Raw genomic sequence first — 19014 nt, 5'->3', positions numbered from 1 at the left:
CTCAGCGCCGTACGCGCTGTGGACCGGCCAACCGGGGCGGCCCGGTACGGGCGGATGTTCCCGGGCCTCGACCCCTTGGCTACCGACCCCGGGCTGCTGATGCGCGCAGGTGGCGACGGCGGCATCTGCGACGCGGCCGCGGTCCTGGACCAGGCGGCCTCCGGCGACGACGCCGGCGAGGCCGCCGGCTGGCCGTTCTTCGGCCAGTTGATCGCGCACGACATCACCGCCGATCGTTCGCCGATCGCCGGCGGCGTCAGTTCCGAGGCGCTGCGCAACGCCCGCGTCCCGAAGCTCAACCTGGAGATTGTCTACTCCGACGGCCCGATCGGCTCGCCGTACCTGTTCGACCTCGCCGACCCGGCGAAGTTCCTGCTCGGCCCCGACGGCGGCGACGTACCGCGCAACCAGCAGGGCGTGGCCCTGATCGGCGACCCCCGCAACGACGTGCACCTGTTCTCGCTGACCCTGCACGTCGCCCTGCTGCACGCGCACAACCGCATCGTCGACCTGCTGCGCGAGCAGGGGGTGCCCGAGGCGGAGGTCTTCGACCGAGCCCGGATCACCCTCACCTGGCACTACCAATGGATCGTGGTCCACGACTTCCTACCCCGGCTGGTCGGGGCTCCCCTGGCGGAGCAAGTACTCACCGAGGGCGGCCGCTGGTACGCGCCGGCGCCGCTGGAGGCGTACATCCCGCTGGAGTTCGCCGACGCGGCCTACCGCTACGGCCACGGTCAGATCCGGCACACCTACCGGCTGGTCGAGGGCGGTCCCGCGGTCCCGCTCTTCCCCGACCTGGTCGGGTTCGGCCCGCTGCCCGCCGACCGGCGCCTGGATCTCACGCAGGTCTTCGATGTGCCCGGACATCCGCCCGCGCAGCGCGCCAAACGGCTCGACGGCCGGCTCGCCGCCAGCCTCATCGGACTGCCTGAGCAGGTCACCGGCGCGGTCGACAACAACTCCTACCGCTCCTTGGCCATCCGCGACCTGCTGCGCGGCGAGACCACCGGGTTGCCCAGTGGTGAGGCGATCGCCCGGCTCATCGGCGCGGCGCCGCTGACCTCCGAAGAACTGGAACAGGCCTGGCCGGACGGCACGCCGCTGTGGTTCTACATCCTCAAGGAGGCCGAGCACCGTGGCGGCGGCGACCGGCTGGGTCCGGTCGGCGGCCAGATCGTGGCTGAGGTGCTGATCGGACTGCTGCGCGCCGACCCGGCGAGCTACCTGAGCCTGGAATCGGACTGGGAGCCGACCCTGCCCGCCGCCGGACCGACTTTCGGCCTGGCGGAGCTGCTCGCTATGACGCCGGCTGCGGCTCCGTGACCGGCGCTTCTTGATTCCGATGGCGCGGCGCCGCTCAGCAGTTGCTGCTTGCTCGCCACGTGCTGGTCGAAGCCGTCCTGTCCGGCGACGTAGGCCATCACATCGATGTCCTGGGGCAGCTTCGGCGCGACCTGGAACACGCGAGTGTGAGATGCGGCCAGCAAGGTCCGGATAGTGGCGTCGCCACCGCGGCGGTACTCGGGTCCCTGGTAGATGAAGTATTCCGCATCCCGGAACGCCTTGAGCGCCGCCGGATCCTCAACCAACGCGTCCCTCCCCTCCGCCCGCAGGCCCTCAAGCTTCGCCAGCGTCTGGAACGCCGCACCCTGCAGCCTCCGGCGATCCTCCTCACGCCCGGTCAGCGTGCAGTAGAACCCCTGAATGGCAAAGGGGACGCTGTACTGTCGGGCGGCGGCTTCGCCACGACACACCACGTTGCCCGCGACCGAGCTCCCGTCGGGCAACCGGACGCGGTTCTGCAGGACCTCATCGGAGGGCCCCTCGGCCTCGAACCGCGTCTCTGCGATCTCGCCCAGCCGCTCGGACAGCCGACTGGCCGGGGTCTGCATGCCCCCGGCCAGGACTCGCCGCCCTTCGTCCAGCTTGCTGCCCGAACGATGCGTGCCCAGGCCGAAGGCGTCCCTCGCGTACGAGTGGCCGATCGCCATCTGGTAGTCCTCCGGACTCGCGCCCGGACGCTGTCCCGCCGGTTGCTGAGCGAGCTCGGCGCGCCACGCGGCGAGCTCGCGGTACACCTGCTGGAACGCCTGGGCCCGGCCCTCGACCGTCGACACGTCGTCGAGCAGTACGTCGAGCCGGGCCAGCGCCCGGTTCGCCCCGTCCGCCTGGATCTCGGCGAAGCGCGCCTGCTGATCCCACACGTCAGGATTCGGCGACACCTTGATGAAGTCCGGTGTGGGGAAGCTTGCCCCGGTGATGACCACGAACACCCCTTCGAACGACTCTCGATCAGCGGAGAACAGTGTCCCGTGCCAGAGGTTCGTCAGGGCCGGATGCCGCGATGTCAGGACTGGAGGAAGGCCAGCAGGTCGGCGTTGATGGTGTCGGCCTGGGTGGTCGGCATGCCGTGCGGGAAGTCCGTGTAGGTCTTGAGGGTCCCGTTCGCCAGCAGCGCCGCCGATCGGGGGCCCGCTGCGATGTACGGCACGATCTGGTCGTCCTCGCTGTGCATCACCAGTACCGGGATGGTGATCTTCTTCAGGTCTTCGGTGAAGTCGGTCTGGGAGAAGGCGACGATGCCGTCGTAATGGGCCTTCGCGCCGCCCATCATGCCCTGGCGCCACCAGTTGGCGATGATCGCCTCGGACGACTCCACGCCGGGCCGGTTGTACCCGTAGAACGGCCCGGTCGGCAACGCGCGGTAGAACTCCGAGCGGTTCGCGGCCAGTTGTGCCATCAGATCGTCGAATACCTCCTTCGGCAGGCCGTCCGGGTTGGCGTCGGTCTTCAGCATCAGCGGTGGCACCGCGCTGATCAGCGCGGCTTTGACGGCCCGGCTCTCGCCGTGCCGGCTCAGGTAGTGAGTGACCTCCCCACCACCGGTCGAGTGGCCGACGTGGATGGCGTCGTGCAGGTCGAGATGCTCGACGACAGCGGCCAGGTCGTCCGCGTAGTGGTCCATGTCGTGGCCGTCGGCCGTCTGCGTGGACCGGCCGTGACCACGGCGGTCATGGGCGATGACGCGGTACCCCTGCTGCAGGAAGAACAGCATCTGGTTGTCCCAGTCGTCGGCCGACAGCGGCCAACCGTGACTGAAGACGATCGGCTGGCCCGTACCCCAGTCCTTGTAAAAGATCTCGGTGCCGTCGCTGGTCGTGATCGTTCCCATTCCGTGCCTCCGTTGATCGGTTTGGGGCGGCCCACAGCGTCTTGGCCAGCCTAACGATTTCGACCGGCGTCGGGCAGTGCCGATCCCAGGTAGTTGTGCAAGGCGCTGGTGGCGGTGATGCATAACCAGGTCGTCTGGTTCAGAGTCTCGAGCCTCTCATCGAGTGCGTGCCGGATCTGGTCGGGGCGGCCGCCGGCCAGCTCGTCGAGTACCTGCCGGATCGTGTCGAAGCGGTACCCGACATCGCGGAGCAGTGCGATCACGTTGAGCCGGCCGAGTTGCTCGGCGTCGTACAGGCGGTACTCGGTCGACGGTTCGCGGGTGGGATGGAGCAGGCCCTGGCGTTCCCAGAAACGCACGGCAGAAGGTCTCACGCCGACGGTTCTCGCGGCTTCCTTGATTCGGACCGTCGATCGGCCGCGCGTCTGCGAGGCCTCCTTGGATCGGCGCAGTATCGCGTCAGTGGCCTCGAGCGCCGCGGCGATCCGGATGCGTTGGCTGTCGAGCGCCGCATGCCGTGAGTTGACGAGGGCATAGGCGGCCGGGCGATCGCCGAGCTGAACGGCGCGCATCACCTCGAGGGCGCTCTGCCAGCCGTAGCCATCGATCAGGATCCTCGAGACCCTGAGCGCCTCGACGTGCTCGGCTGAGTAGCGGCGGTAGCCGTTGGCGCCACGCGCTGCCGGCGGCAGGAAGCCGACCCGCTCGTACGTGCGGATCTGGGTGACGCCGAGGCCGGCCATCCGGGCCAGGTCGATCGGCCGGAGCTGCGTCCGCGGGTTTGACCTACAGCGCAGGCTTTTGTCAGCACGTGAGGCGTCTTCTGGCACGAGCGATCTCCCTAACCCTTCAACTTGCATCAAGCTCCTAGTTTGAGCCTATGAGGACAGATGGGGTCACCGACAGTGAGTGCGTACCGGTTGTTTCCGTGCGGCGACTCGGTATGACGTACCGGGCGCCGGTGCGGGAGGCAGGACTGCGGGCGGCGCTGCGTTCGGTGGTGAAACGCGAGTACCGGGACATCGAGGCAGTCGCCGAGGTGACCTTCGAGCTTCACGCCGGCGAGGTCGTGGGGTTCATCGGCCCCAACGGCGCAGGCAAGACCACGACGATGAAGATCCTGTCCGGGATCCTGCACCCGACCCTCGGAGAGGCCCGGGTGCTCGGCTTCGTCCCCTGGCGGCGGCAGCACGACTACCTCAAGAAGATCGCACTCGTCCGAGGCAGCCAGCCCATCGGCGGTCCTGCCGAGCTGACGGTGATGGATTCCTTGCGCTACCAACAACTTCTGTACGAGGTGTCGAACGCCGACTTCCGCGCCAACGTCGCCGAACTGGTCGGCATGCTCGACCTCGAGTCGCTGCTGGATCGCCAGGTGCGTGCCCTCAGTCTGGGCGAGCGGATGCGGGCCGGGCTCGCCACGACCCTGGTGTACCAGCCGAAGGTGCTGTTCCTGGACGAACCGACGCTCGGACTCGACGTGTCCGCGGCGGCCGCGCTGCGCCGATTCGTCGCGGACTACGCGGTCCGAACCGGTGCCACGGTTCTGCTCACCAGCCACTACATGGCCGATGTGGCGTCGTTGTGTCGACGAGTGATCCTGATCGATCGCAGCCGGGTCCGCTACGACGGTGACCTGAACTCGCTGGCCACCACGCTGTCGCCGGACAAACTGATCAAACTGTCGGTGACCGACCGGACAGGCATCGACTGGGAACGCTTCGGCGAACTGGAGACAACGCAGGATTTGGAGCAAGGGCAGGTCTCGCTTCGAGTACGTCGCGAAGCTGTGCCCGAGGTGACGAGTGAGCTGCTGCGACAACTGGCGATCGTCGACCTGACGGTCGAGGATCCACCCCTCGACCTCGTCATCGATCGGTTCTACCAAGCCGGCCGCCGATGACGGCCACGAGCGTGAGTGGGGCGCAGGTCGAGAGACTGTTCCGGCTGCTCGGGCTGGGGATCTGGCGAAGCTCGGTCCAGTGGTGGAGCTTCCGCACGTTCGTGATCACGTTGGTGATCGGGCAAGCGGTCACCCCGTTGCTCGGGCTCTTCGTGTGGTCGTCAGCCATCCCGGGAAATCCCACGGTCTCGACGTATTACGTGGTGCTGCTCGGCGTTCAGTTGATGACCGTCTCCTATGAGCACCACACCCTGGCGAACGGGATCTACGGCGGCGACTTCGCGATCGAGCTGACGAAGCCCCGGCCCGTCGTACTCGACTATCTGGCGACGAACCTCGCCATCCGGCTGTGGCACCTGCTGTTCGGGCTGCCGCTGATCCTGGTAGTGGGTTGGCTCGCGGGCCTGTCGTTGACGGCCAGCAACGTGCTGCTCGCGGTACCAGCCCTTGTTCTCGCGGCTGGCGTCCGGTTCGTGTTCACCTACACCCTGGCGATCACTGCGATCTGGACACAGCGTGCGCATGGGGTGGTCGGGATCGGCGAGTCGTTGATCTTCCTGCTCGGCGGATCGGCGGCGCCGCTGAGCTTCCTCCCCCAGCCGATCCGAGAGGTCGGCCAGCTCCTCCCCTTCTGGTCCATGCTCGGAGCGCCGGCAGAGATTGCCGCAGGCAACATCTCCGACGTCACCACCGTGTACGGCGTGCAGGTCGCCTGGCTGATCGGCCTGAGCGGGCTCGCCGCCTTCGTCTGGCATCTCGGCGTTCGCCGGTTCACGGCAGTCGGAGGGTAGAGGTGTTCAAGCTCATCAGGCTCTTCAGCGCGCTCTTCTCGATGTCGCTCCGGCGCAGCATCACCTTTCGCACCGACATGCTGTTCGAACTCCTGCTGACCCTCGTCGCGGCAGCCTCTTCGATCGCCGCTCTGAGTGTTGTCTACACCCGCACCGACACTCTTGGTGGCTGGACGCCGGGAGAGGCGATCGCCCTGCTCGGGACCTTCCAGGTCATCAGCGGCCTGCGGACGGTCTTCGTCGAGCCGAACATCGAATGGTTCGGTGAGCAGGTGAAGAACGGCAGGTTCGATGCGGTCCTGGTACAGCCCGCTCCCGCCATCTTCCTGGCCAGCCTGGGCGCCTGCGCGCCGCTCAGTCTGATCCAGGTCGCACTCGGCCTCGCCGTGGTGGCCTTCGGGGTCGTCCAAGCGGCTGTCGCGCTCACCCTGATCGGGGTCGTCGCCTGGATGGTCCTGGTGGTGACAGCCACTGTCATCATGTGGGCGACCCGCGTGACCATCGCTGCCGTCGTGTTCTGGGCCTTCGGGCTCAGTCTCGATGTCGTCTACGACGCGATCTGGCAGTTCGCCCGCTATCCCGTCCAGATCTACCGGCAACCGCTCCAGCTGATCTTCACCTACGTACTGCCCGTCGCGCTGGTAGCGACCGTGCCTACCGACATACTCGCCCGCGGCGGCGGCCTGATCGCAGTACCGGTCGCGATCGTCATCGCCGCCGCTGCCTGCGCAGCTGCCGGATTCGTTGGCGCGCAGGCCTGCGCCGCTACACCAGCGCGACCAGTTAGGTCTGGAGGACGGGGGCGATGGTCTTCGTCCGCGCGCCTTCATACGCGGCCAGCAGGATCCCGAGTACTGCGATGCCCTCCTCATCGGTGTGCAACGGACGGGTCTTGTTGATCAAGGAATCGGCGAAGTGACCGACCTCGGCGACGAAGGTGTCCACCGGCTCCAAGTCGAAAGTGTCGGTCTCACCGGATCGGAGCTGGTAGGTCAGCGAGTTGCCGTTGCTGTGCAGGGATCCGAGCTCCCCGACGACGGAGAAGCGCTCGGTCACGGGAGCCGGCTGGTACGCCCAGCTGGTCACGAGCTGGCCGACGACGCCGTTGTCGAACCTGATCAGGACCTGCGCGGAATCCTCGCCCTCCATGAACTTCAGCCGATGGGTGGACAGCATCGCCGTGGCTTCCACCGGGGAGCCGCCGGCCAGGTGCAGCATCAGGTACGTCGGGTGGTAGCCGGTGTCGATCAGCTCGCCACCGCCGCTCGTCTTGCTGCTCGCGCGCCAGCCCATGTTGGCCGGGTCGAAGTTGTTGTAGAAGCTGTCGGTGGTCCGAACCTCGTACACGTCGCCGATGGTTCCCGCGTCCAGCAGTTCCTTCGCCTTGGCCACGGCCGGCAGGAACAGCTGGTTGTGCGCGCACATGAGCGTCACGTCGTTGGTCCGGACTGCCGCCCGGACGTCCGCCGCTTCGTCCGCGGTCAGGCAGAGCGGCTTCTCGCACAGGATGTGCTTGCCGGCCTGGGCAGCGGCGACGATCGCGTCCCTGTGCAGGTGGTGGGGCAGGCAGATGTCGACAGCATCGAGATCCTCGGCTTCGAGAATCCGGCGATAGTCGGTGTACGGCGTGGCGCCCAGCTCGACGCCGCGGTCCACCGCCGTCTGCTCCACCGCGTCGGCCACGGCGGTGATGCCGATCCTGTCGGCGTGCTCGCGATAGCCGCGGATGTGGGCGGCCGCGATGCCACCACCCCCGATGAGCCCGACCTTGATCTGAGGCATAGCAGTCTTCTCCTCGGTTGCCTGGGTGGTGAGGAAGGGAGGAAGGTCAGACGCCGTCCGACGCGGAGTACGGGATGGTCCGGCCCTGGGCGGCGGCCTCGTTGGCGGCGGCAACCATCCTGGTCAGCTCCACTGCCCGGGCCAGGTTGTCGTCCGCCCGGGTGCCGTGGGTGATGTGGTCGACCCACTGGGCGAAGGGATCGTTGCCATGCTCCGGCACCGGCAGCTGCTGGTCGTTGCCGCCGAACGCCGGCCCCGAGACCCGCAGTACGTTGCCTGTCTCGGTGTAGGTCAGGCTGCCGTCGGTGCCGAAGATCTCGATCGTGAAGGGGTTCCGGCTGGCGAACCCTGCCTCGATCACACCGATCTTCTGGTCGCGATAGCCGATGGTGACGACGGCATTGTCCTCCAGGCCGCGACCGGCCACCGAGCGATAGGTCGCGCTGACGGTCTCGGGATCGGCGCCGAGGAACAGCTGCATCAGGTAGACCGGGTGGCAGCCGAGGTCGGTCAAGGCTCCGCCGATGGCGGTCTCCCGGTCGAAGAAGCGCTGGGGCAGCCAGCCTTCGGCTCCATCCCTCGGGACAGCCCCGTCGTGGGAGAGCCGGACCCGGCCGTAGGTGAGCTGCCCGAGGCCGCCGGCGCCGATCACGTCGCGGATCGCCTGCGTGTAGCCGTGCGCGAGCCGAGGCAGGGAGACCACGAGCTTGACGCCGTTGTCGTCGGCGGCGGCGATGATCTCCTCCGCCTCGGCGACGGTCGGCGCGAGCACCTTCTCGGTGAAGATGTGCTTGCCCGCCTTCGCCACCCTCACCATCAGGTCGCGATGAACGTTCGTGGCCGTGGTGATGACGACGCCATCGAGGTCGTCACGGCCCAGCAGAGCGTCGAGATCCCCGGTGAACGGAACGCCGAACTGCTCCGCACCGGCCTCCCCCAGCGCCAGGTCGTCATCCCACACCGCGACGAGCTCCGTGCCGGGATGCTCCTGGGCCTGCCGGGCGTAATCCTTCGCATGAACATGCCAGAACCCCAGTACCGCGATCTTGAGCGGCTTCGACACCTTCTCCTCCTCGCACGAGGTCGCGTGAATATCCAACGGCCAACCGCGATCCACCGTAGCCGAGATGCATCGACCTCGCCGCCCGGCTTCCACCAGTTGGTCCCGCTACTTCCAGGGCATGACGACGGCCGGTATGCAACTCCCGGCATGTCGCGCGCATCAAGACTGGTAGCCGGCGTTGCCGGCGACAACCGTCAGGAGCTTGACATGTATCAGCCTCGAAGATCGCTAGCACTCGCGGCGATCTCTGGTGCGAACGGAATGACGACAATCGCCAAACGCCTGTCCATCCACCGTGACACCTGACAACCACCCCAGCCGCACTCACAGGGTGGCGAGGACCTTGGCTAGGCCGTCTTCGTGGAGAGTGCCGGTTAGTTCGCCGGCGGCTTCGATCACGTCGGCCGGGGAATCGCCCATGGCTACGCCGCGGCCACGTTCGGCAGCCCAGCTGAGCAGTTCGATGTCGTTGCGGCCGTCGGCCACCGCCATCACTCGTTCGCGCGGGATGCCGAGTTCGCGACGTACCCGTTCCATGGCCGTGGCCTTGTTCACGCCGTCGGCCGCGATGTCGAGCCAGGCACTCCAGCCGATGGCGAAGCTCACCCGGCGCAGACCCATCCTCTCGACCACCGCGAGGAAGTCCTGGAGGTCATGGTCGAGGGAGACCGCGACGACCCGAGCGGCCGGCTGGTTCAGCAACTCTTCGAATTCCACGAATTCCACGTGCTCGCTGTCGAGTCCGATCGCGGTGTCGGGGAACGGTGCGGAGTACCGGTAGCAGCCGTGGACGTCCTCGACCGCGAACCGGGCGTCCCCCAGGCGCGTGTGGATCGACCGGAGCACGTCGGTCGGATCGAAGGACTCCACCCACTCGCGCCGGTAGCCGCCCGGCGCCTCGGGATCACGGCGCAGGGTGATCGCACCGTTGGAGCAGACCAGGTACTGCGGGGTGATGCCGAGGTGTTCGAGCACCGGGACGGTGGCCGCGGCGGAACGGCCGGTGGCGAGCAGCACCTGGTGGCCGGCCGCGTCGAGCCGGCGTACCTGCGCGATCACCGCATCGCTGGCGGAGCCGTCTGGATGGAGCGTCGTGCCGTCGATGTCCAGGGCAACGAGCCACGACGCATCCCCTGTTTCAGCAGGTGTGTGGTCGGTGGTGGTCATGCGGGAATGTCGTCTCGCTCCGGGCTGCTCGCGTCGCTGGTTCGCAGTACGGAGCTGCCAGTTGATCCACTGACGCTTGGGGTGCTGCGCTTGAGGCGGAGCTGGGCGATGAGGCTGATCAGGGCGAGGAGGATGGCCGCTCCGGTGTACCAGGTGACTGCCGGAATCTCGCCGATGGGGCCGGTCAGTTGGCCTTCGATGACGATGGGGAGGCCGAGCGCGACGTACGAGACCAGGTAGATCCCGCCGACGACCCCCGCGCGCTGATGTTCCGCCGCGAGCGGGAAGATCAAGCGCAGAGCCGCGGTGAAGGATGCACCGAAACCGACACCGGCAATGGCCTGTCCGAGGATCATGATGGCCAGGCTTCCGGCGTACACGCCACTGATGATGCCGACGGCCCCGATGATGGACGCGTAGATGCCGATGGTCATCGCGCGCCGGGAGTCGACGCGGGCGAACGCGAGTCCGATGACGGCCGAGATGGCCGGCGCGATGAAGCCGGCCAGGCCGTTGAGCAGGCCGCTGTTCAGATGGAAGACGCTGCGAACCATGTTCGGCGCGATCCCACCCGAGAGTCCCGCGAGCATCCAGACCGCGGCCACGACGGGCGCCGCCGCGGCGAACTCCCTGCGCGTGGCGGGCGGGAAGGCGATCCGCGGGATCAGCGAGCGGAGGGCACCCGGTGAACGGGTGACGCTCTCGGGAGACAGGGCGACGACGACGGTGCCGAGGATCGTGACGATGGTGAGGACGACGAAGATGATGGTGTTCGCCGCGGTCGTGAACTGGATCGCGAAGCCGGCCAGCAAGGAGCCGAATGCGAGGCCCCCGGTCAGACCGACGCTGCCGAGGATCATGCCCAGTCGCTTCCGGGCGGGCGGGGCGAGTTCGACGAGCGCGGCGGTGAAGGCGGTCGTCGCCGCGCCGCTGGCAACGCCTTGCACGATGCGGCCGGCGATCACCCAACTGATGTCGGTGGCGACGAGGAACAGGAGGTTCGACGCAACTTGGACGATCAGTGCGCCGATCAGCACCGGGCGCCGGCCGATGTGGTCGGACAGCGACCCGACCGTCAGGACGGCGGCGAGGAAGCCGATCGCGTAGACGGCGAACGCCACCGTGAGAAGCGACGGGGGAAAGTTCCACTGCTCCTTGTAGACCACGAGCAACGGCGTCAGCGCACCCGCCGCGAGGTACAGGCTCGTGAAGGTGATCGCCGCACCCGCCAAAGCCACTCCTGCGGGCAGGAGCGGGCGGCGCCGGGGAGCGGGCGCCCTGGTGGAGACCTGGAATGATGACACGAGAAGCTCCTTGAAGTTGTGAGGTGGACAAGTCATGGCGATCACGTTCGAAGGTGTGCTGGCCGATCGGAGTACGTGGCGGCTGGAGAACTGCTCGATCGCGCTGGCGATGGATGTCATCGGCACCCGGTCGTCGATGCTGATCCTTCGCGAGGCCCTCTACGGCACCACCCGGTTCGACGACTTCGCCCGGCGCACCAGAGTCACCGATGCGATCGTGGCGGCGCGGCTCAAGGAACTCACCGAGCTCGGACTCTTCACCAAGCAGCCCTACCGGGAGCCAGGAAAGCGCACCCGCGACGAGTACCACCTGACCGACAGGGGCCGAGACCTGCTGCCCGCCGTCTTCGCGCTCATGCAGTGGGGGAACAAGTACCTGCAGGCGGAAGAAGGCGGGCCGCTGCGCCTGGTGGAACGAGGTACCGGGGAGCCTGTGGTGATCGGTCCGCGCACCGAATCCGGGCGGAACCTGGATCTCGACGACCTCGCGATCGTGGCGAACGGTGATTGGGCCGAGCCGCAGGACACCTGATCCTCAGTCGATGATGACGACGACGCCGGACGACTGGCCGAGAGCCTCCACCGTCCGGTCGGCGGCTCGGTCGATGTGGACCCGGGGCTCCGCCGGCAGTCCCTGCTCGTTGTAGGTGCCGGGCCCGTAGAACTGTCCGTAGCTCAGCACGACCCCGCCCTCGGCGAGAACCGAAGCCTCCAGCTCTGCGACAGCCCGAGCGTCAAGCCCGTCAGGCAGCCGCCAGGCGACGCTCTGAGCCAGGATCTTCGGCGACCCGCACTTCCGGGCAGCCTCGATCAGGTTCTGGTTGCCCTCGGTCCGGATCCGGGCATTCAGGTCCTCGTGGTCGCCGATCTTCGTCACATCGTCCGGCAGATCGGTCAGCTGGTTCAGGATGACGTCCGGCTGGAAGTCGACCACCGCCTGGATCAGGGTCTCTCGATCGAAGACGTCGCAGAGAATCGCTTCGGCACCGAGGTTGCCGAGCAGCTCCGTCTTGCCGGCCGATCGCGTCATACCGCCGACCACGTGGCCATCCTGAACCAACCGGGGAATCAACCGCTGCCCGATCACTCCGGACGCGCCGGCCAGAAAGATCCTCATCGCCATGGACTTCTCCTCAACTCTTCCTTCGATCCTGGACGTTGGATGTCCAGGTTTGGTAATCTGAATATAGAAGCTGACTACAGCGCGGTCAAGTCAGCTCCTGCGACCTGGAGAGCAAGGACCCAGCCCGGGCGCGGGTCGTTCGGTGACCCCACTCTGGGCTGGCAAGTGCGCCCCGGGCGCCCGCGTAGTCCCGGGTCAACGCCCGGGTCACCGGCACCAATCACCCACCGGGACCTCGGACCCGGGGATGACCGGGGTACTCACGGGCGCGCGCACTCCTGCCCGGCTCCCACAGTTGATTTGCCCGCACCCAACGACCCTGTCGACAGCCGAAGAGAGGCACTCATGAATCAAGCAGGACAGCAACCGACCACCGTGGCGCCACCGCGGGCACGGATCGAGACGCTCGAAAGCCTGCGCGAGCACCTCCAGTGGGCGGTCGAACTGGAACACGCCACCTTGCCGTCCTACCTGTGCGCGCTCTACTCGCTCGACCCGGAGCGAAACCCGGACGCCGTTCAAGTGGTGAGCAGCGTCTTCGTCGAAGAAATGATCCACCTGGCACTAGCGGCCAACCTCCTCAACGCGGTCGGCGGGAGGCCTCGGCTGGACACGCCCGAGATGCTGCCCCGCTACCCCCGGCGCCTCCCCCACGGCGACCGGTCGCTGGAGTTGTCACTGGTGCCTTTCGGACCGGAGGCGCTCGAGATGTTCCTCCGTCTGGAACAGCCCGCACCGCCGAGTGCTCCGGCCGAGGGCGACGACTACGAAACGATCGGGCAGTTCTACGACGCGATCGAACAAGCATTACGCCACTTGTGTGCAGAACTCGGCGAGCGGGAGGTCTTCTCCGGTGACCCGTCTCGCCAGGTCACCGCAGACCACTTCAGCCACACCGCCGGACGACTGAATCGGGTCGACGATCTCGACACGGCCCTCGCGGCGTTGAAGGAGATCGTCGAGCAGGGGGAAGGCACCGCCCGTGGCGAGGTCTGGGACGGCGATCAGGACATCTTCCACCCCGACCGGGACGCGGTCGCCCACTACTACCGGTTCGTGGAACTCAAGCTGGGCCGGCGCTACCGCCGCGGCGACACGCCGCAATCCGGACCCACCGGCGAACCAGTCGTCGTCGACTTCGGCGGCGTTCGCCCGATGCGCCGCAACCCGCGCCTCGCCGATCACCCCGTGGACAGCCCGATCCGAACCGCCCAGCAAGAGTTCAACCACACCTACCGCAGATTGCTCGAGTCGTTGGACCAGGCGTTCAACGGCTGGCCGAAGACGCTCGGGCCCGCGATCCGCACCATGTACGCGCTCAAGACCCAGGCACAGAGCATGATGGAGATGCCCGACGGAGACGGCAGCACCGCCGGCCCGACCTTCGAGTACGTCGAACCCGAACACCGCCGATGAGCCGGGACGAGCGGACCCGTCTCAGACGTTGAGGAGGGTGCTGGAGAGTTCTCGGCGGGAGCCTATCCCGAGCTTGGCGAAGACCTTGTGGAGGTGCCACTCGACCGTGCGGGGGCTGAGGAACAGCTCCGCGCCGATCTCAGGGTTCGTGCGGCCCTCCGCCGCCAGCCGCGCGATCTGCGCCTCCTGCGCTGTGAATCCTTCCCGAGCCTCGACGGATCGCCTGCGGAGCGTCTCTCCGGTGGCGACCAGTTCGCGACAAGCTCGTTCGGCGAAGGCTTCGGCGCCCATGTCAGTGAGCATTTCGTACGCCGACCTCAGGTGGCTGCGGGCATCGCGACGACGGTTCTCCCGCCGCAACCACTCGCCGTAGAGCAGCTGGGCGCGAGCGTGTTCGACGCGAAGACGAGTCCGGCCGAGCCGCTCGATGGCCTCGGCGTAGTAGCCCTCGGCCGTGTCGCCCTGACTCACCTGTGCGCGAGCTCGGGCTTCGATTCCGAGTGCCCATTCGGTGCCGCTGGGGCTCGTGGTCCGAATCAGCGACTCGAGTGCGTCCGCTGCGCGGTCGGGGTGACCGCTTCGCGCAGCGGCCTCGACGAGCTCCACCAGCGACCAGGTGGAGAAGCCGAGCTCGTCGGGGTATCCAGCTCCTTGCTCAGCTGCTCTCATGGCTTCCTGGTACTGGCCCAGACCGTTGTGGAGGACAGCCGTTGAGTATTCGACGATGGTGAGTCCCATGCCCTCACCTCGCGCCTCAGCCTCCGCAAGGGTGGTTTGGGTGAGCCCGGCGACGATGTCTTTCCGGCCCTGCCACGCCGCGAGCGCCAGAGCGCCGTACGGCAGCAGGTGGTTGCCCATGACCTCGTTGACCGTGGCGAACTCGTTGACCAGCGCGGCAGCCGCTGCGAACTCGCCGGCGAGGAAATGCAGACCCATCCGGGTGTTGAGTGCGATCGGCAGTACCGCCAGGGCTCCGGCCTGGCGCGCAAGGCGGAGGTGGCGGTTGCAGAACACCTCCCAGCTCTCGTCGTCCCACACGTCGTGGGCAGCGTGGGTGGCGAGCCACAGCCAGCGAAGGGCATCGGGGGTCGACACCTCGTCGGTGCGCCAGGCGTTCACGGCGCGCTGCACTGGTGGGACGCCTTCCGCATACCCATCGGTCATCAGCAACGCCAGGCCGTCCAGCAGGAGATCGGCCGGCCGAGCGGTCGATGGAGGTGCCGCGCGGGCCGCGTCGGCGACTTCGCGGGCGCCGACCTCCCCGGCCAGGCGTCCGACCAGCAGCCCCGCCGCCAACGCATCGAGGTAGCTGTCGCGAGCGGCTGCTTCGTCCATCCCTTCCATCCGCCGGGCGGCTGACAGCAGGAGAGGCGGCGCGTCGCGGCCACGGCTGGAGAAGAACGCTATCTGTGCCCGGAGAACCTCCACCTGGGCGTGCGTCGGCTCGTCGAGCGGCGCGTTCTCGATGCCCGCCAGAAGCGTCAGTGCCGCTTTCGACGAGCCGGATTGGTGCCGGGCCCTAGCGGTGGCGAGGACGCGGGCAGGGCGCCGGGCCGGATCGTTGGTCAGTTCGATGGCACGTTCGAGAAATGCCGCCTGCGCCGCCAGACCACCCCGGGCCCGCGCCCGATCCGCGCACCTTTCCAGTTCGACGGCGATCTCTTCATCGGGTCCGCTGGCCGCATGCGCCCGGTGCCAGACCCGTCGGGCGGGATCGAGCTTCGGATCGGTCTCTTCGGCCAGAGCGAGGTGGACGGCTCGCAAGTCGGCCACCGCCGCAGCCCGGGCAACGGCGGATCGCACCAACGGGTGCCGGAACCGGACTCGAGCGCCCAGCTCGATCAGGCCCGCCCGCACCGCCGGCACCGAGGCTGCGAAGTCGACCCCGAGCCGCCGCAAGGCTCGTTTCAGCAGGCTCAGGTCCCCGACAGGTTCGAGGGCAGCTGCCAGCAGGAACCGGCGGGTCGGCCTGGGAAGTGCCTCCAGGCGCTGCGAGAAACCCTGCTCCAGCTGAGTCTCCAACGGCACGGCATGCGCGAGACCGAACCCGAAACTGAGCTCGGCTCTCGAAAGGCCGCGAGGCAGTTCCAGCAGGGCCAACGGGTTGCCCCGGGTCTCGGCCACGATCGTCTCGCGCACGCGATGGTCGACGTCGCCGGTCAGGACTGTGTCGAGCAGCGCGTGAGCGTCGGCGTCCCTCAGTCCTCGAACGACCATCGTCGGTTGCCCGGTCAGCTCCAGGTCCTCGTGCTCTCCTCGCAGCGCGAAGACCAGCGCGACCGGATCGGCCAGCTGCCGACGTGCCACGAACGCGAGTGTCTGGGCCGAGATGGGGTCGAACCACTGCGCGTCATCGATCACGCACACCAACGGCTGCTCCTCTGCCACGTCCGCGAGCAGGCTCAGCACTGCCAGTCCGACCAGGAACCGGTCCGGCGGTTGCCCGGCGTGCATCCCGAAAGCCGTTGCCAGCGCATCACGCTGCGGCTCGGGCAGGCGATCGAGGTGCTCCAGCATCGGCGCGCACAACTGGTGCAAGCCGGAGAAGGGCAGCTCCACCTCGGACTCGACGCCCGCCGCTCGGGCGAGCCGGCAACTCGGCCCGAGTCCACTCGCCAGGTAATCCAGCAGAGCCGTCTTGCCGACGCCGGCCTCGCCGCGCAGTACCAGCACCTGGCTCGCGCCGGCGCGCAGGCCGGCCACGAGGGCGTCAAGGGTCGCGCACTCGCTCTGCCTGCCGCGGAGTTCTGTGGACAGCGGGGGTGACGTCACGGGAAACCTCCGCCGAATTCTCTCACAGCCGCGGCGGGACAACTGGTGGCACGACAATCTCTGAGATCCTCGAGGGGAACGAGCGCGGGCCGGACGTGGCACGCTGTTCGGGTGACCATCGACCGGTACGAGCTCGTGGGGATCTTCGGCGGCGCTGTCGATGCCGGCGTCGCCTCGCTGTTCGTGGGTGCCGGTCTGTCCGCGGCGGCCGGACTGCCGACCTGGAGCGACCTCCTGAGCCCGCTCGCCGCCGAGATCGGCGTAGCGGGTGAATTCGCGGACCTGCCGTTGCTCGCCGAGTACTACGAGCAGAACGGTCCCGGTCGGCGCCCGGCGTTGGAGAATCACCTGCGCAACGAGCTGTCGGCGTACCAGACACCAGCGGAGAGCCATCACCTGATCGCGAAGCTCCCGATCGACGAGATCTGGACGACCAACTTCGATTCGCTGCTGGAAACGGCAGCTGCCGATGCCAGCGTCGCGACGCGGGACAACGACGCTCTCGACATCGGCACCGGGCGCCGGACCATCATCAAGATGCACGGCGGCCTCAGCCGCGACAACCCGCCGTCCTGGACCGCTCCACCGGTGATCACCCGCAGCGACTTCGAGCAGTACGAGGACACGCATCCCCGGATGTGGGCGCTGCTGCGAGCGTCGTACCTCACCCGCACCATGCTGTTCCTCGGTTTCAGCTTCGCCGACCCCAACATCGACGTTCTGCTGCGACTTGCCCGCCGCTACGACACCACAGCCGCCGACCGGCACCTCACCGTCCTGCGTCGACCGGCCGACCCCGAGGGAGTTCAGCTCCACGAACTGCGGGTGCGCGACCTGGAGAACAGCGGGGTGCACGTCTGCGAGATCGGCGACTTCAGCGAACTCACCCCGATGCTGCGGGCAATCACGACCCGCACCCGCCCGGAACGCCTGTTCGTCAGCGGGAGTGGCGACAAGGCACTCCTGAAACCGTGGTACGACAAGCTCGCGGTCGCGCTCACCGCTCGTCCTCCGTCGTGGCAACTCGCCTCTCTGGGCGGTCCGGCGGGGTGGGGCGTCACGAGCCGGCTCGCCGAGCTCCTCCGAGCCAACGGTCGCTACCGACCTGACAGGTTCCGCATCTACTTCCGGAGAAATTCCGCAGCGCAAGCGCCGCTGATGGACGCGCACGTCGGCACCGCGATCTTCACTGACCTCGAGCGGGAAGAACTCGTCGGCAGCGTCCTCGACGACTGCCGCGCGCTGCTGGTCATCTGCGGGGGAAGCGGCACCAGCGAGGAGGTGCGATGGGCACTCGAGCGCGGCGTGAGCGTCATCCCACTCGCCTCCAGCGGCGCGACCGCGCGAGCCGTCTGGGACAGCTCGAACATACCTCCGGATCTCGGCGGCCGCCCGTGCGATCCCCAGGTCTGGCACAACCTGGCCGACCCCGATCCGGACGTCGCCGTGATGGCCGCGATGACCGCGATCGACCAGGCGATGTGCCGGCCCAGAGACTAGAACGGCTGCCGGTTCCGGCCGCGGTATCGCCGCCCGATCAGCTTTCGCGCACGACTTCGCGCGCAAACTTGTCGTCGCGCAACCCGGTGTATCGCGGATGCCGGAGCAGGCCGTCCCGGGTCCACTCGGTGAAGCCGATCTGCGCCACCAGCCGCGGTTCGACCCAGTGCACGTCCCGCTCACGAACCCGCCCCCGAGTGAACGGGGAGTTCTCCTGCTCGAGGCGCTGCATCCGCGCGTGGAGGTCGTTCAGCACCGAGGCGTTGAAACCCGTACCCACCTTCCCGGCATAGACGAAATCGTCGCCGTCGAAGTAGCCGACGAGCAATGCGCCGAAGTCGATCCGGGAGCCCTTCGGTGCGGTGTAGCCGCCGATCACCAGTTCCTGGTCACGCACGCACTTGAACTTCAGCCAGTCGTGCGACCGACCGGCGAGGTACGGCGAGTCGGCCCGCTTGGCGATCACGCCTTCGTCACCGCGCGCGCACGCCTTGCGGAACTCCTCCTCACCGGTGGTGTTGCGGTGCGCCGTGAACCGCAGCGGATCGGCGAAGTGGACGGCGTCGCGGAGCAGGCGCTTGCGCTCCCGCAACGGCAAGCCCCGGACGTCGTACCCGTCGAGATGCAGCACATCGAACACGTAGTAGTACACAGCGATGCCGGTTGCTCTTGCCGCGACAGGATCGGTCAGCCCCAGGCGGCCCTGCAGGCGCTCGAAACTGGTCCGCCGGCCGACGAACGCCACCACCTCGCCGTCCAGCACCGCGGCGACCTCGCACTCGCTCGCCACCGCTTCGGCGATCTCGGGATAGGTGCCTTCGAGTGGCTTGTCGTTGCGCGTGCGCAGTCGCACCTCGCCTGACGCGGTACGGAACGCCAGGCACCGCACGCCGTCCCACTTCCGCTCAAACAACCACTCCGGGTCGGAGAACCGCTCGTCTGTCAGCGTGGCCAGCATCGCGCTCGCCGACGTGGGCATCGGCTGTGGCTGGCGATCGTCGGTCGGCATCACTCGTCC

Annotated in this window: 17 protein-coding genes; 7 read left to right on the top strand and 10 right to left on the bottom strand. The window is 67.8% G+C overall.

Annotated features, from left to right (window positions below; all coding sequences use genetic code 11):
• Positions 1–18 precede the first annotated feature (18 nt).
• Positions 19–1326 (top strand): peroxidase family protein, encoded by a 1308-nt coding sequence (locus ACFPJ1_RS42230; protein ID WP_380112056.1) that lies wholly within the window; start codon positions 19–21, stop codon positions 1324–1326.
• Here the strand turns inward: ACFPJ1_RS42230 and ACFPJ1_RS42225 are convergent.
• The 3 genes from ACFPJ1_RS42225 to ACFPJ1_RS42215 form a co-directional block, all read right to left on the bottom strand.
• On the bottom strand, positions 1224–2270 hold the full coding sequence (locus ACFPJ1_RS42225) for a hypothetical protein (protein ID WP_380112054.1): 1047 nt from the start codon (positions 2268–2270) through the stop codon (positions 1224–1226). The two genes, ACFPJ1_RS42230 and ACFPJ1_RS42225, sit on opposite strands and share 103 nt — an antisense overlap.
• A gap of 80 nt (positions 2271–2350) precedes the next feature.
• Positions 2351–3175: an alpha/beta fold hydrolase gene (locus ACFPJ1_RS42220; protein ID WP_380112053.1), complete on the bottom strand. Its 825-nt coding sequence runs from the start codon at positions 3173–3175 to the stop codon at positions 2351–2353.
• A 50-nt stretch (positions 3176–3225) separates the two neighbouring features.
• Positions 3226–4005, bottom strand: coding sequence for a MerR family transcriptional regulator (locus ACFPJ1_RS42215; RefSeq protein WP_380112052.1), 780 nt, complete (start codon positions 4003–4005; stop codon positions 3226–3228).
• A gap of 50 nt (positions 4006–4055) precedes the next feature.
• On the opposite strand from ACFPJ1_RS42215, the gene ACFPJ1_RS42210 reads away from it, so the two are divergent.
• From ACFPJ1_RS42210 to ACFPJ1_RS42200, 3 genes are read left to right on the top strand one after another with little or no spacing between them, the layout of a single operon-like run.
• Entirely contained in the window at positions 4056–5078 is a 1023-nt protein-coding gene (locus ACFPJ1_RS42210; RefSeq protein WP_380112051.1) for an ABC transporter ATP-binding protein, read from the top strand.
• Positions 5075–5869, top strand: coding sequence for an ABC transporter permease (locus tag ACFPJ1_RS42205; protein ID WP_380112050.1), 795 nt, complete (start codon positions 5075–5077; stop codon positions 5867–5869). The genes ACFPJ1_RS42210 and ACFPJ1_RS42205 overlap by 4 nt, the downstream gene beginning before the upstream one ends.
• Positions 5870–5871: 2 nt before the next feature.
• Positions 5872–6768, top strand: coding sequence for an ABC transporter permease (locus tag ACFPJ1_RS42200; RefSeq protein WP_380112049.1), 897 nt, complete (start codon positions 5872–5874; stop codon positions 6766–6768).
• On the opposite strand, the gene ACFPJ1_RS42195 is transcribed toward ACFPJ1_RS42200, so the two are convergent.
• The 4 genes from ACFPJ1_RS42195 to ACFPJ1_RS42180 all read right to left on the bottom strand — a co-directional run bounded on the left by ACFPJ1_RS42195 (position 6653) and on the right by ACFPJ1_RS42180 (position 11185).
• Positions 6653–7651: a Gfo/Idh/MocA family protein gene (locus ACFPJ1_RS42195; protein ID WP_380112048.1), complete on the bottom strand. Its 999-nt coding sequence runs from the start codon at positions 7649–7651 to the stop codon at positions 6653–6655. The genes ACFPJ1_RS42200 and ACFPJ1_RS42195 overlap by 116 nt on opposite strands.
• Before the next feature lie 46 nt (positions 7652–7697).
• Positions 7698–8714 carry a Gfo/Idh/MocA family protein gene (locus ACFPJ1_RS42190; RefSeq protein ID WP_380112047.1) on the bottom strand — a complete coding sequence of 339 codons (1017 nt, stop codon included), beginning with the start codon at positions 8712–8714 and terminating at the stop codon, positions 7698–7700.
• A 324-nt stretch (positions 8715–9038) separates the two neighbouring features.
• Positions 9039–9881 (bottom strand): HAD family hydrolase, encoded by an 843-nt coding sequence (locus tag ACFPJ1_RS42185; protein ID WP_380112046.1) that lies wholly within the window; start codon positions 9879–9881, stop codon positions 9039–9041.
• Positions 9878–11185, bottom strand: a complete 1308-nt coding sequence (locus tag ACFPJ1_RS42180; RefSeq protein ID WP_380112045.1) for an MFS transporter — start codon at positions 11183–11185, stop codon at positions 9878–9880. The genes ACFPJ1_RS42185 and ACFPJ1_RS42180 overlap by 4 nt, the downstream gene beginning before the upstream one ends.
• A gap of 34 nt (positions 11186–11219) precedes the next feature.
• Between ACFPJ1_RS42180 and ACFPJ1_RS42175 the strand changes: the two genes are divergently transcribed.
• Complete coding sequence (locus ACFPJ1_RS42175) at positions 11220–11717, top strand: winged helix-turn-helix transcriptional regulator (RefSeq protein WP_132188578.1); 498 nt, start codon at positions 11220–11222, stop codon at positions 11715–11717.
• A gap of 3 nt (positions 11718–11720) precedes the next feature.
• On the opposite strand, the gene ACFPJ1_RS42170 is transcribed toward ACFPJ1_RS42175, so the two are convergent.
• Positions 11721–12308, bottom strand: coding sequence for an SDR family oxidoreductase (locus ACFPJ1_RS42170; RefSeq protein WP_380112044.1), 588 nt, complete (start codon positions 12306–12308; stop codon positions 11721–11723).
• Positions 12309–12653: 345 nt separating this feature from the next.
• Between ACFPJ1_RS42170 and ACFPJ1_RS42165 the strand changes: the two genes are divergently transcribed.
• Complete coding sequence (locus ACFPJ1_RS42165; protein ID WP_380112043.1) at positions 12654–13724, top strand: ferritin-like domain-containing protein; 1071 nt, start codon at positions 12654–12656, stop codon at positions 13722–13724.
• Between the two features lie 21 nt (positions 13725–13745).
• Here ACFPJ1_RS42165 and ACFPJ1_RS42160 read toward each other — a convergent pair whose 3' ends face one another.
• Positions 13746–16496: a helix-turn-helix transcriptional regulator gene (locus tag ACFPJ1_RS42160; RefSeq protein WP_380112042.1), complete on the bottom strand. Its 2751-nt coding sequence runs from the start codon at positions 16494–16496 to the stop codon at positions 13746–13748.
• Between the two features lie 111 nt (positions 16497–16607).
• Here ACFPJ1_RS42160 and ACFPJ1_RS42155 point away from each other — a divergent pair, with 111 nt between their 5' ends.
• A complete protein-coding gene (locus tag ACFPJ1_RS42155; RefSeq protein ID WP_380112041.1) occupies positions 16608–17996 on the top strand; it encodes an SIR2 family protein in 1389 nt (462 codons plus the stop codon).
• A 37-nt stretch (positions 17997–18033) separates the two neighbouring features.
• Here the strand turns inward: ACFPJ1_RS42155 and ligD are convergent, their stop codons facing one another.
• Positions 18034–19005 (bottom strand): non-homologous end-joining DNA ligase, encoded by a 972-nt coding sequence (gene ligD, locus ACFPJ1_RS42150; RefSeq protein WP_380112040.1) that lies wholly within the window; start codon positions 19003–19005, stop codon positions 18034–18036.
• Positions 19006–19014: the final 9 nt, after the last annotated feature.

Origin of the sequence: Kribbella qitaiheensis (assembly GCF_042657745.1) — a bacterium.
GTDB classification, from domain to species: domain Bacteria; phylum Actinomycetota; class Actinomycetes; order Propionibacteriales; family Kribbellaceae; genus Kribbella; species Kribbella qitaiheensis.
This window is presented reverse-complemented; position numbering and strand designations above follow the sequence as displayed.

What these genes read in the sequence shown, in the direction of transcription:
- ACFPJ1_RS42220 (WP_380112053.1), bottom strand. Translation starts at nt 3,175, where the DNA reads ATGGGAACGATCACGACCAGCGACGGCACCGAGATCTTTTACAAGGAC.
- ACFPJ1_RS42210 (WP_380112051.1), top strand. Translation starts at nt 4,056, where the DNA reads ATGAGGACAGATGGGGTCACCGACAGTGAGTGCGTACCGGTTGTTTCC.
- ACFPJ1_RS42205 (WP_380112050.1), top strand. Translation starts at nt 5,075, where the DNA reads ATGACGGCCACGAGCGTGAGTGGGGCGCAGGTCGAGAGACTGTTCCGG.
- ACFPJ1_RS42195 (WP_380112048.1), bottom strand. Translation starts at nt 7,651, where the DNA reads ATGCCTCAGATCAAGGTCGGGCTCATCGGGGGTGGTGGCATCGCGGCC.
- ACFPJ1_RS42185 (WP_380112046.1), bottom strand. Translation starts at nt 9,881, where the DNA reads ATGACCACCACCGACCACACACCTGCTGAAACAGGGGATGCGTCGTGG.
- ACFPJ1_RS42175 (WP_132188578.1), top strand. Translation starts at nt 11,220, where the DNA reads ATGGCGATCACGTTCGAAGGTGTGCTGGCCGATCGGAGTACGTGGCGG.
- ACFPJ1_RS42170 (WP_380112044.1), bottom strand. Translation starts at nt 12,308, where the DNA reads ATGGCGATGAGGATCTTTCTGGCCGGCGCGTCCGGAGTGATCGGGCAG.
- ACFPJ1_RS42165 (WP_380112043.1), top strand. Translation starts at nt 12,654, where the DNA reads ATGAATCAAGCAGGACAGCAACCGACCACCGTGGCGCCACCGCGGGCA.
- ligD (WP_380112040.1), bottom strand. Translation starts at nt 19,005, where the DNA reads ATGCCGACCGACGATCGCCAGCCACAGCCGATGCCCACGTCGGCGAGC.